This window comes from Natrinema zhouii, assembly GCF_013456555.2.
In the GTDB taxonomy this organism is placed as follows: Archaea; Halobacteriota; Halobacteria; order Halobacteriales; family Natrialbaceae; genus Natrinema; species Natrinema zhouii.
In genome coordinates this window covers 973,294-983,635 of record NZ_CP059154.1, presented here as the reverse complement: position 1 = coordinate 983,635, position 10,342 = coordinate 973,294, and the positions used below count along the sequence as shown (strand labels likewise).

Genomic DNA, 10,342 nt, shown 5'->3' with positions numbered 1-10,342 from the left:
CTACGTCGCCGACCGCCTTAACAATTTTCAGACTAGATTGGAACTGACTGTAAGCGGCGCAAATCCGTTGCATTCACGTAATTTCTCTTTCGCAGCGGTCCAAAGCGGCAGCGAAACAGCGTTGCTCGAGCTGTCGCCGGTCACCACTCGAGTCAGTCACTGTTGCCAGTCAGTCACGATACCCAGAAAGATTACGTCCCTGCAGTACACGGGAGTATATATGATCGAAGCACTGACATCAGGATCGACACTCCTCCTCGTACTGGCGGGGTTGGCTGCCTTCGCCGTCGCCGTCGTCGCCATCAAGATCGCGATCAAACTGGCCATTCGCATCGGTATCGTCGCCGCCGTCGTCCTCGCAGGACTGTATGCCGCCGGCTTCACTGATCTCTCGTTTCTGCCCTTCTGAACCGTCGACTGCGGTATTCGCTCCTGAAACCGCGCTCTTTACTTCGTGATCGGTTCGACGCTCAGACCGACTCGAGAAAGTTTTCGATGACGTCGTGTCCGACGGCCGTGAGCACGCTCTCCGGATGAAACTGAACACACTCGAGGGGATACTCGCGGTGGCGCACGCCCATGACGAGCGTGTGGTCGCCGTGTTCCGCGGTCGCCGATACGTCGAAACAGTCGGGGACATCGGTCGCGATCAGCGAGTGATACCGACCGGCGCGAAAGCCCTGCTCGAGGCCGGCGAAGACGCCCTCGCCGTCGTGGTCGACCGCGCAGGCCTTCCCGTGGATCGGTTCGGGGGCGCGGCCGATAGCCCCGCCGTACTCGTAGACGGCGGCCTCGAGGCCGAGACAGACGCCGAGCGTCGGCACGTCGGGAGAAACCTCTCGGAGCACGTCCATCGTGATACCGACGTCGCGGTCGTTTTTCGGATGGCCCGGCCCCGGGCTGATGACGATCGCGTCGGGATCGACGGCGCGCACGGCCTCGAGCGAGGCTGTATTCTTCAGGACCTCGGTTTCGGTGCCGGCCAGTTGGCTGACGTACTCGACGAGGTTATAGGTGAACGAATCGTAGTTGTCGACGAACAGGACCGTCAGCGGGTCCGCGTTCCCGTTCTCGTTCTCATCCCCGTCCGTATCGACATTCATCTCATCGGTCGTGGTCGCGCTCATCGACTCACCTCCGCCGTCGCATCGGGTTCGTCGTTCGGACTCGAGTCACCGTCGCCAGCCGGCAGTTCGATCTCCTCGAGCGCCGCGAGGACGCCGCCCATCTTCTGCTCGGTCTCCTCGTACTCGGCGGTGGGATCGCTGTCGGCGACCAGCCCCGCGCCGGCCTGGACCGTGATTCGATCGCGGTCACCCTCGTCCTCGACGGTCGCCGTCCGAATCACGATCGCGAAGTCAGTATCGCCGGTCCACGAGTAGTAGCCGACGCCGCCGCCGTAGAGGCCGCGGGGTTCGGACTCGAGGTCGTCGATGATCTCCATGGCCCGGATCTTCGGCGCGCCCGAGAGGGTGCCGGCGGGGAAGGACGCTCGAGTCGCGTCGAACGCATCCGCATCGGCGGCCAGTTTCCCGGTCACGGTCGACTCGATGTGCTGGACGTGGCTGTATTTGAGGACGTTCATGAACTCGTCGACGCGCACCGAACCCGGCTCCGAGACTCGACGAACGTCGTTTCGCGCGAGATCGACCAGCATCGTGTGCTCGGCGCGTTCCTTCCCGTCGGCTAGCATTTCGCCCGCGAGCCGGCGGTCCTCGACGGGACTCGAGCCGCGGTCGCAGGTGCCGGCGATGGGGTTGGACATGACCTCGCGCCCGCGGACGGAGATCAGCGTCTCGGGACTGGCTCCGACGACGGTGAGTTCGTCGTGATCGAGCAGGTACATGTACGGCGACGGGTTCACGTCTCGCATCGCCTCGTAGAAACCGAGGGGGTCGATATCGCCGTACAGTTCTCGCGTCCGTGAGATAACGCCCTGATAGATGTCTCCGTCGAGGACGTGCTCTTTGGCCCGGCGGACGCTGTCTTCGTACGCCGCTTTTGCTCCCGAACTCTCATTCTCGCGGACGAATCCGCCCGTCTCGGGCCGCTCGGCCTCGCGCAGCGTCGCCGCCACTGCAGCGGCCTCGTCACGGAGCGCGTCGTAGACCTCGTCCGGGTCGTCGTCGGCCTCGAGCACGGGCGTGAAGACCAGGGAGAGCGTTCCGTCGCGCTCGTCGAACGCTAGCGTCTTCGTCGTCAGGAGGAACTGGGCGTCGGGGAACCGGGAGTCGGGCCGCTCGCAGCCCACTTCCTCGAGCCAGAGGTCGTAGACGGCCTCATAGGCCAGGAACCCGACCAGCCCGCCCTCAAGGTGCTGGCGATCGTGATCGGGGGCGTTCTCGAGGCGGACGTCCGGCATCGCGGCCCGGAGCGCGGCGACGGTGTCCCCCTCGCTGTCCGTCCGAACGGCGTCGAGCGGTGCGTCGTCGGTGAGCGCCTCGACGGTCGCCTCGCCGGACTCGACCGTTACGACGGCCTCGGGATCGTAGCCGACGTAGGAGTATCGCGCGTGGCGTTCGGCGTCCGCGGCGCTCGGCCGGAAGGCCCCGTCGGGGTCGCTCGAGGCTGTCTTCTCGGCGCTCTCGAGCAGGAAGGCGTACGGCACGCGACCGCGGTCACTCGCGTCGGATCGACCGGTGAGCGCGGCGTAGGCGGCCAGCGGCGTCGTCTCGCACTCGAGCGTCGCGGCGGTACGGACGACGACCGGTCGGTCCGCGCGGTCCGCGCTCGTCCCCGCGTGCTCGCGGAACGTCTCTCGGTCAATGTCGAGCGTCGACGGCTCGGCCGTGGCGGCAGTGGAATCGTCCATAGGGATCACGTTACGGCTGCGCCGCTCGGTGGGCGTTCTTCGCTCGGTCGACGAACGATCGGACGGCGTCGACGTCCTTGACCCCACCGCGCTTTTCGACGCCGCTGGCCACGTCGACGGCGAACGGCTCGACCTGTCGGACCGCATCGCCGACGTTCTCGGGCGTGAGCCCGCCCGCGAGGATCAACGGCGACTCGAGGGCCGCGGTAGCCAGTCGGGTCTGGTCCCAGTCGTGGGTTCGACCGGTTCCGCCGCCGCCGTCCTCGCCCGCCGTGTCGACGACGAGCCCGTCGACGACATCGTCGTAGGTTTCAGCGGTCGCCACGTCGTCGGCGTCGACCGCGAGCAGGACGTCGATATCCAGCTTCGCACGCAGATACGCGACGTCGCCGGAACGGATGCCGCCGTGGATCTGAATCGCGTCGGGTTCGACCGTCTCGACCAACTCGATCGCCTCGCCGGGATCTGCGGGCATCGTCACCAGCACGCTCGTCACGAACGGCGGCGTGGCGGCCGCGAGCGATTCGGCCCGCTCGAGCGAGACTTCCCGCGGCGTGTCGACCGGGACGTCACAGATGATGCCGACCGCGTCCGCACCCGCGTCGACCGCCGCCTCGAGGTCGGATTCCGTGGCCAGCCCACAGATCTTCACGCGCGTCATCGTCCCTCCGGCCGCGCCGTCGCGCCGCAGAGCCGTTCGAGCTTTCGTGCAGCCGAACCGGAGTCGATCGCCTCGCGGGCGATATCGGCACCGGCCTCGAGCGAGTCGGCCTCGCCGGCGACGTAGATCGCCGCGCCGGCGTTCGCGAGGATGACGTCGCGTTTCGCGCCGGTCACGTCGCCCTCGACGATCCCGCGCATGTCGGCCGCGTTTTCCTCGGGCAGGCCACCGGCGATGTCGTCGATATCGTGTTCCGTGAGACCGAGATCCGCGGGCTCGAGCATGTACTCCTCGACGGAGTCGCCGTCGACTTCGGCGGCGACCGTTTCACCGTGGATCGCGATCTCGTCGGTGCCCGCGCCGTGGACGACCAGCGCGCGATCGATGTCCATCCGCGACAGCGCGTCCGCGAGGACGGGAACGAGCTCCGGATCGTAGACGCCGACGATCTGTGCGTCGGCCCCGGCGGGGTTCGTCAGCGGCCCGAGCACGTTGAAAATCGTCCGCATACCGAGCTCCTTGCGCGGTCCGATGACGGCCTTCATCGCCGGGTGGAACACCGGCGCGAGCATGAAGCCGATGCCGTCGTCCTCGATGGCCTCCTCGACGGCCGGCGGTTCGGCCTCAACGTCGACACCGATCTCCTCGAGCACGTCCGCGCTGCCCGACGACGACGAAACGGAGTAGTTGCCGTGCTTGGCGATCGGGACGTCAGCGCCGGCGGCGACGATCGCGCTCGTCGTCGAGACGTTGATCGTGTTGTAGTCGTCGCCGCCCGTTCCACAGGTGTCGACCAGCGGCTCGCGGTCGGGGGCGATCGTTCTGGCCGCGTCGCGCATTCCCTCGGCGAACCCGGCGATCTCGGCTTCCGTCTCTCCTTTGGCGCGCAACGCCGTCAGCAGCGCACCGATCTGTGCCTCCGTCGCACCCTCGAAAACGGCCGTCGAAGCCGCTCGAGCGTCCGATTGCGTGAGATCTTCCCCCTCCGTGACTCGTTCGACGTATTCCTGCATAGTAGACACCAATGTACGTAGTTGTCTTACAATGATCAAATGAGTACATCAACTTAAGCGTATCGCCCCGGTGCGTGGGGGCGACTCGCGTACGGCGGTCGATTCGAAACCTTCAATTGTAACCGCGGGCAACGACTGATTGCAGACAGCGTGACGGCGTGCGTCAGGCTGTACGAACGCGAAACCAGGCGGGTTGGTAGTCTAGTCTGGTTATGACACCTCCTTGACATGGAGGAGATCGGCAGTTCAACTCTGCCCCAACCCATACTTCTGTTACGCGCAACTTCTCGAGTAGCGGGTTCATTCTGTTATCAGTAGATAGTAGCACAATTTTTTATTCAGGATGTTACGTGAAACTCGCGGTAAGTACAGAGTGTTCAGTGAACAGTTGCCTATTCCAGCCCACGCTTTACCCCGTAGGTTACTAGAACAGTGAGTGATGGCGCTAACTCAAATCGAACACGTAGGCGAGAATGACCAGATGGCACAGTGCATCGACAATTGTTTCGAAGCCGCTCAAGCGTGTGAATGGTGCGCTGATGAATGCGCTGGTGAAGGCGAAGGGATGGCCAAGTGTCTTCGTCTCTGTCGGGATGTCGCCGATCTCACGACGATGCACGCACGGTTCATGGCGCGGAACTCGAACTACAGTACGCAACTTGCAGAAGCCTGTGCTGATGCATGCGAAGAGTGTGCAGACGAGTGCGAACAACACGATGAAGAACACTGCCAGGTCTGTGCTGACGTGCTTCGCGAGTGTGCCGAGTCCTGCCAGGAGATGGCGTCGGCGTAGAACCCGCAACCAATCCTGCCCCTCCACCAACCCTTCTGTTTTTGCTACTAGCGTATTGTCGGCATCATCTTTAGATAACCCTGTGCGATGCTAGAAACCATACATTGCTACTAGCGTATTGTCGGCATCATCTTTAGATAACCCTGTGCGATGCTAGAAACCATACACTATGGCCCGTGAGACACCACCCTCCCGAGGGGAGATTGAAGAACGCATTCAACAGGTCGGTAGATACTCCCGCATGGTTCGTATAGGGTTGTTGATCATACTAACTGCGTTTCTGTTAGCCGTTGGTGTCGTCCTTCCCGCAAATCTTGAGACACCATCACAGGCAATCGAGTCGGTACTTATGCCGCTTACGTTCGTCGGACTTGGTACCATCCTATACGGAATCGGAATGCATCTTCACTTGATGCATTTGAATCTCGTCCGCCAGTTACAGCCTGAACCGTCGGACGACCAACGGTCAGCTCCCAACTCAGATGACTGATTTCGAGCGAAACGCAGAATCGAGTATGTTCAGTTCGCATCTGTAGTTGCCAAATCCAGCGTTCCAGTTTCGCCCCCAGTTCTGAACAACGGAACCGCATTATCGACTACGCCGATGATCCTCCCGTTCCGTTTCGAGGTTACGTACTATCCTCCCAGTCGGTGAAACAGTCGGCAGGCTGGACGTCGCGTATCACGTCCATCCCCTCGCTCGGAATGTGGCGAAAGCAACGCGGCTCGTCCTCCGTCTCGGCGATCCACGCCGCCTCATCGCCACAGACCGCACAGGTCGGAGCGCCGCCGACTCGCAGCGCGACCCACCAGCGAAGGCGCTGTAGTCGATTCCGTAGTCCCGCTCTGATTCCGGTCGGGGTGGTCGAAAGGGAACTCGCTGTCACTGTAACTCGGCCTCCTCGAGGCGTGCAACGTCGTCCAGCATTATGAACGTTTGATCGTGTCGGGCGACACGGTCGTCGCTTCCGATCTCGAGTCGACCGGGCCAAGGGTACTCCATCTCATCGTCGTTGAAGATCGAACGGTACAAACCCGCGAGTCGACTCGAGCAGATATGGAAGTCGTCGGCCGGCTGCTGGCGTTGCTCGTGGTGTTGCTGGTCGGGGCCGGATTGCGGACGAGCGGGATCCTCGATCAGCGTCGGACGGAGCTGTTGAACGCCGTCGCCTACTACGTCGCGCTGCCGGCGCTCATCTTCGTCTCTACGTACAACCGGTCGATCGGAGAACTCCTCTCGCCGGCGCTGCTTGCCGGCCTCCTCGTCGTGCTGTTTACGACCGCCGGGCTCGCTGCGCTCGTTCACCGAAACCGCGACTCGAGGGCCCGCCGGAGCGTCGCGATCGTCCAGTCGTATCACTCGAATCTGGGCTATCTCGGACTGCCACTGGTCGCCGCGACGTTCGACGCATCGGTGACGGCGATCGCGAGCGTCGTGCTGGGCGTCGTGACGCTGACCCAGTTGCCGTTGACGATCCTCGTGCTCTCGACGCTAAATGGTGCCGACGCCTCGATCGCACGCGAACTCCGCGGGCTCGCAACGAACCCCATTCTGGCGACGTTGATCGCTGGCCTCGCGGTCGGCTCGCTCGGGATTTCGATTCCCTCGCCCGCCGCGACTGGCCTCGACGCGATCGGTTCGCTCGCCTTACCCGTCGCGTTGCTCTGTGTCGGCGCGTCCCTGCAGGTCGACGTGCCCTCGATCGATGTCGGGGCGACCGCCGCCGTCGTCGCGCTGAAAGTCTGTCTGATGCCAGCCCTGGCGTGGGCCGTCTTCTCCACCCTCGCAGTCGACCCGGCGACGTTTACCGCCAGCGTCGTGATGCTCGGGACGCCGACCGCCGTCTCGACGTTCGTCTTCGCGAACGAACTGGGCGGCGACCGGGAGTTCGCGTCGCTGAACGTCTTCGTCACGACGCTCGCCTCCGTTGCGACGCTGTTCGTGCTGATCACGCTGGTCGGGTAGTACGGAACCGCTGGCTGCGTCTGGTGGCCCTCGAGCGACGACGAGCCGGAGAGACAGGCCGGCGAAACCCGCCCGCTATCGCGAGAAGAATCGCTTGAGTCGGCCGAGGAAGCCGCCCTCAGCAGTTGAATCGTCGCTCGTCCCGCCGTCCGCGTCGGGGTCGACCGACCCGGCGAGGGGGCCGGCGTCGGCGGGGACATCGGTATCGCCACCGGAGCCACCAGTTCCCGACCGTGCCGTCTCGAGATCGTCCATCGAGAGGTCGATCTCGTCGATTTCGGGAGTCGACTCGCGGCCGTCGCCGGCCTCGGCCGCGCGAACGTCCGCACCGGTGACGGTGCCGTCGTCGACGCGGGCGGCGAGCTCCTCGAGCGACGCGTCGTCGGGGAGCGACGATGCGGCCGTGTCGACCGATGTCGCGTCGGTCGCGTTCGTTCTCTCGTCGGACCGGAAAGCGCTCTCGTCAGTCGTTTCGGTAGCCGGGTCACTGCCATCTTCGTCGGCTGCCGAAACGCCGTCCTCGTCGACCGCGGTATCGATGGCGTCGTCGCTCGGTTCGTTCGTCGTGACGGCATCGCTTGGTCCGTTCGTCGTGACGGCGTCGCTCGAGTCCGTCGACCCGGCTTTCGTCGCGTCGAGCGAGTCGAGGATGTCGTCGACGCTCTGATCGGAGACGACGCGCTTGGGGCCGCCGCTCGACTCGAGGGGCTCGCTCGAGTCGCCGTCGGACTCGGCCTCGTCGGCCCCACCGGAATCGTCGGTCGCGGCGGAGGTGGGTGATCGCTCGTCGCTCATAGTCGTGGTCTGTCGCTGCCGGCGCCATAATCTTTCCCCTGCGCGACCGGTTCAGGAAACGACGGACTCGAGCGGTCGACTACTCGGCGATCGCGGGACGCGATCGAACGACGTTGAGGACGGCACCGACGAGGATGATGATGCCGGCGAAATAGAGCCAGGTGACGAACAGCAACACCACACCGACGGCACCGTACGCCTCGTACTGGCTAGCGCTCGACGCGTAGAGCTGAAAGCCGATCTGGAGGATCGTCCAGCCGACGGCGGCGAAGAGTACACCGGGAAGAACCTCGGTCAGTTCGACGGGAATCGGTGGCAGAACGTAGTAGATCGGCAGGAAGACGAGGACGAGCCCGCCCATCAGGACGACCCAGCCGAGCAGGCCGGCGAAGGGGACGGAGCCGGCGACGATCCGGAGCATCGCGCCGATCCCGATCATCAGGACGAGCGCACCCGCGCCGGCGACGATCACGGTGAGGCCGTCCCTGATCTGGTCAACGATCGAGTCCTCGGCCACCTCGTCATAGACCTTGTCGAACGCCAGGCTCAGTCCGCGAAAGACCTTGAGCGCACCCCAGGCGGCGACGACGAACGCGACCACAGTCGCCTCCGCGCGCCCGGATTCGGTCGTGAGCGCTTCGGTGACCAGTTCTCCGCCCGCCGCCGGGAGGAAGTCGCCGGCGACGGTGATCAACCGCTGGGCCGCTTGCTCGCCGCCGACCAGCGAGCCGACGACGAGCGCGAGCAGGATCAGCGGGATCAACGAAACGAACGCATAATAGGCGAAGCCGGCGGCGAGAAAGGTCAGATCGCGGTCGCTCGCTGTCCGATAGATAGTGATGAGCGTCTCTGGAAAATCCATAGGAACGTTTGTCATTGCAGTCTATGGATCTGTAAATCGTTCGCAATTCCTGTGCCCCGGCTAGTATCGCGGTTTTCGCTACACCTATCATCGACGAGATAAATCTACTGACGAACCAGTTCTCGTTCGAGACGGACCTGCTCGTGGAACACCGCTTCGAACGGAGCCGTCGGTGACCTCAGTCGCTGCGCGAGAGGGCGCGTTCCCGGCCACTCACCACTCGCGACAGAAGTTCTGTCCCGCGTAGACCTCGCCGTCGTCAGTGATGTAGACGCCGACACCGGCTCGATCCCAGCTGGGCGTGTTGTCTTCCTCGAGGATGGCTTTCTGATGGGACGTGGAGTTCATCCACTGGTTGACCAGCCCCGTCGCGAGCCCTTCGGCGGTCCGATGTCGAACGGACCCGTCGCCGCCGGGTTGCCCGACGCGTCGATCGAGCCACGTCTTGGCGATGTTCTCGCCGTATCCCCGACAGTAGCCCCCGACGTCCTGAAACCGGTCGTAGGGTCCCTCTCCGTCGGGGTTCCTGTGGGCGAAGTAGTCGCGATCGGCCATATCCCCGCTATGGGCGCGCGCGACCGACGCGATGGTGCCATCCCACAAGAGCGGCTCGAGGTCGTGCTCGGCCCGACGCTCGTTGACCTCCGCGTGGACGAAGTCTTCGACGGTCGCGGACCTGACCATCTCGACGTCGGTCTCGTAACTCGAGTTCCCCGGATCGTCGGGATCGGTCACGTCGGGGTTGCGTTCGCCGGCCGGCGGCGCGTCGGAACTGGGCGACGGGCGTTCGTCGAGGCCGATTCCGTCGAGGAGTTGGGGTGCGAAGAGCGCGGCACCGAGTGCGAGCGAGCAGACGAGTGCGACGGCGACGAGGAAGTTAAGCAGTCCCCGAAGTAGTGCGCGGTCGGCGCTCTCGTCCACGTCCGTTTCGGCCGTCGCGAGCCGCCGGCTATCCATCACGTCAACTGAGGGTCCGGCTGTACAAGATAGTCGCGGTTAGTTACAGTCAGTGAAAGCCATCTATCAGTGTGACGATCACTCCGCGGGTACCATCACCTCGTCGGATTCGTCGCCGAAAATCGTCTCGTGGATCCCGATGACGAGTCCGGGTACCACCGCCATGAACAGGTGTTCCTCGAGCGGAATGCCGGCGATATCGATGCCGATCCTGAGTTTGATGTCGAAGACGCCGACTGCGAGGGTGTAGCGATCCCAGACGTACGCAATCGGATACAGTGCGAGGATGGTAACCGCTGCTTTCCGGAGCGCGTTCGCCCGGCGCAAGAGGAGCGCGGCGACGAGCCCCCAGACGATTTCGGTGACGAGGTAGGTGTATCGGCCGAAGACGGTGATGTCACGCATCGCGAGACGCTTCAACGGCCCGGACAAAAATCCCGGTGACTGGGGCCACCCGGCCAAAACGGGCAGTATGTTAAATAC

14 protein-coding genes and 1 tRNA gene are annotated in these 10,342 nt (G+C 64.0%); 5 read left to right on the top strand and 10 right to left on the bottom strand.

Annotated features, from left to right (window positions below):
* The first annotated feature begins 220 nt into the window (after positions 1 to 220).
* Positions 221 to 409: a DUF8029 family protein gene (locus HYG81_RS23485; protein WP_180842092.1), complete on the top strand. Its 189-nt coding sequence runs from the start codon at positions 221 to 223 to the stop codon at positions 407 to 409.
* A gap of 61 nt (positions 410 to 470) precedes the next feature.
* Here HYG81_RS23485 and trpG read toward each other — a convergent pair whose 3' ends face one another.
* The 4 genes from trpG to trpD are packed head-to-tail and all read right to left on the bottom strand — an operon-like array spanning position 471 to position 4,486.
* On the bottom strand, positions 471 to 1,127 hold the full coding sequence (gene trpG, locus HYG81_RS23480; RefSeq protein ID WP_180842091.1) for an anthranilate synthase component II: 657 nt from the start codon (positions 1,125 to 1,127) through the stop codon (positions 471 to 473).
* Positions 1,124 to 2,812, bottom strand: coding sequence for an anthranilate synthase component I (gene trpE, locus HYG81_RS23475; protein ID WP_180842090.1), 1,689 nt, complete (start codon positions 2,810 to 2,812; stop codon positions 1,124 to 1,126). The genes trpG and trpE overlap by 4 nt, the downstream gene beginning before the upstream one ends.
* Before the next feature lie 10 nt (positions 2,813 to 2,822).
* The gene (locus HYG81_RS23470; RefSeq protein ID WP_180842089.1) at positions 2,823 to 3,473 is read right to left on the bottom strand and encodes a phosphoribosylanthranilate isomerase; all 651 of its coding nucleotides are present in this window, start codon (positions 3,471 to 3,473) and stop codon (positions 2,823 to 2,825) included.
* A complete protein-coding gene (gene trpD, locus HYG81_RS23465) occupies positions 3,470 to 4,486 on the bottom strand; it encodes an anthranilate phosphoribosyltransferase (RefSeq protein WP_180842088.1) in 1,017 nt (338 codons plus the stop codon). Before trpD ends, HYG81_RS23470 begins: the two co-directional genes overlap by 4 nt.
* Before the next feature lie 190 nt (positions 4,487 to 4,676).
* Here trpD and HYG81_RS23460 point away from each other — a divergent pair.
* From HYG81_RS23460 to HYG81_RS45690, 3 genes are all read left to right on the top strand, one after another.
* A tRNA-Val gene (locus HYG81_RS23460) sits at positions 4,677 to 4,751 on the top strand.
* Between the two features lie 174 nt (positions 4,752 to 4,925).
* Entirely contained in the window at positions 4,926 to 5,279 is a 354-nt protein-coding gene (locus HYG81_RS23455; RefSeq protein WP_226376031.1) for a four-helix bundle copper-binding protein, read from the top strand.
* A 169-nt stretch (positions 5,280 to 5,448) separates the two neighbouring features.
* On the top strand, positions 5,449 to 5,769 hold the full coding sequence (locus HYG81_RS45690; protein WP_345779639.1) for a hypothetical protein: 321 nt from the start codon (positions 5,449 to 5,451) through the stop codon (positions 5,767 to 5,769).
* 139 nt (positions 5,770 to 5,908) lie between these two features.
* Here the strand turns inward: HYG81_RS45690 and HYG81_RS23450 are convergent, their stop codons facing one another.
* Complete coding sequence (locus tag HYG81_RS23450) at positions 5,909 to 6,166, bottom strand: hypothetical protein (protein WP_226376030.1); 258 nt, start codon at positions 6,164 to 6,166, stop codon at positions 5,909 to 5,911.
* Positions 6,163 to 6,312, bottom strand: coding sequence for a hypothetical protein (locus tag HYG81_RS23445; protein WP_226777522.1), 150 nt, complete (start codon positions 6,310 to 6,312; stop codon positions 6,163 to 6,165). The genes HYG81_RS23450 and HYG81_RS23445 overlap by 4 nt, the downstream gene beginning before the upstream one ends.
* 24 nt (positions 6,313 to 6,336) lie before the next feature.
* Between HYG81_RS23445 and HYG81_RS23440 the strand changes: the two genes are divergently transcribed.
* Positions 6,337 to 7,245: an AEC family transporter gene (locus HYG81_RS23440; RefSeq protein ID WP_180842967.1), complete on the top strand. Its 909-nt coding sequence runs from the start codon at positions 6,337 to 6,339 to the stop codon at positions 7,243 to 7,245.
* Between the two features lie 75 nt (positions 7,246 to 7,320).
* Here the strand turns inward: HYG81_RS23440 and HYG81_RS23435 are convergent, their stop codons facing one another.
* The 4 genes from HYG81_RS23435 to HYG81_RS23420 form a co-directional block, all read right to left on the bottom strand.
* Positions 7,321 to 8,040 carry a hypothetical protein gene (locus HYG81_RS23435; protein ID WP_180842086.1) on the bottom strand — a complete coding sequence of 240 codons (720 nt, stop codon included), beginning with the start codon at positions 8,038 to 8,040 and terminating at the stop codon, positions 7,321 to 7,323.
* 79 nt (positions 8,041 to 8,119) lie between these two features.
* On the bottom strand, positions 8,120 to 8,902 hold the full coding sequence (locus tag HYG81_RS23430) for a YihY/virulence factor BrkB family protein (protein WP_180842085.1): 783 nt from the start codon (positions 8,900 to 8,902) through the stop codon (positions 8,120 to 8,122).
* Positions 8,903 to 9,115: 213 nt separating this feature from the next.
* Complete coding sequence (locus tag HYG81_RS23425) at positions 9,116 to 9,859, bottom strand: CAP domain-containing protein (protein ID WP_180842084.1); 744 nt, start codon at positions 9,857 to 9,859, stop codon at positions 9,116 to 9,118.
* A gap of 78 nt (positions 9,860 to 9,937) precedes the next feature.
* Complete coding sequence (locus HYG81_RS23420; protein WP_180842083.1) at positions 9,938 to 10,264, bottom strand: lycopene cyclase domain-containing protein; 327 nt, start codon at positions 10,262 to 10,264, stop codon at positions 9,938 to 9,940.
* Between the last annotated feature and the right edge of the window lie 78 nt (positions 10,265 to 10,342).

Excerpts from the sequence above, each read along its gene's own strand:
- HYG81_RS23485 (WP_180842092.1), top strand. The coding sequence starts at position 221 with ATGATCGAAGCACTGACATCAGGATCGACACTCCTCCTCGTACTGGCG.
- trpG (WP_180842091.1), bottom strand. The coding sequence starts at position 1,127 with ATGAGCGCGACCACGACCGATGAGATGAATGTCGATACGGACGGGGAT.
- trpE (WP_180842090.1), bottom strand. The coding sequence starts at position 2,812 with ATGGACGATTCCACTGCCGCCACGGCCGAGCCGTCGACGCTCGACATT.
- HYG81_RS23470 (WP_180842089.1), bottom strand. The coding sequence starts at position 3,473 with ATGACGCGCGTGAAGATCTGTGGGCTGGCCACGGAATCCGACCTCGAG.
- trpD (WP_180842088.1), bottom strand. The coding sequence starts at position 4,486 with ATGCAGGAATACGTCGAACGAGTCACGGAGGGGGAAGATCTCACGCAA.
- HYG81_RS23455 (WP_226376031.1), top strand. The coding sequence starts at position 4,926 with ATGGCGCTAACTCAAATCGAACACGTAGGCGAGAATGACCAGATGGCA.
- HYG81_RS45690 (WP_345779639.1), top strand. The coding sequence starts at position 5,449 with ATGGCCCGTGAGACACCACCCTCCCGAGGGGAGATTGAAGAACGCATT.
- HYG81_RS23440 (WP_180842967.1), top strand. The coding sequence starts at position 6,337 with ATGGAAGTCGTCGGCCGGCTGCTGGCGTTGCTCGTGGTGTTGCTGGTC.
- HYG81_RS23435 (WP_180842086.1), bottom strand. The coding sequence starts at position 8,040 with ATGAGCGACGAGCGATCACCCACCTCCGCCGCGACCGACGATTCCGGT.
- HYG81_RS23430 (WP_180842085.1), bottom strand. The coding sequence starts at position 8,902 with ATGGATTTTCCAGAGACGCTCATCACTATCTATCGGACAGCGAGCGAC.
- HYG81_RS23425 (WP_180842084.1), bottom strand. The coding sequence starts at position 9,859 with ATGGATAGCCGGCGGCTCGCGACGGCCGAAACGGACGTGGACGAGAGC.
- HYG81_RS23420 (WP_180842083.1), bottom strand. The coding sequence starts at position 10,264 with ATGCGTGACATCACCGTCTTCGGCCGATACACCTACCTCGTCACCGAA.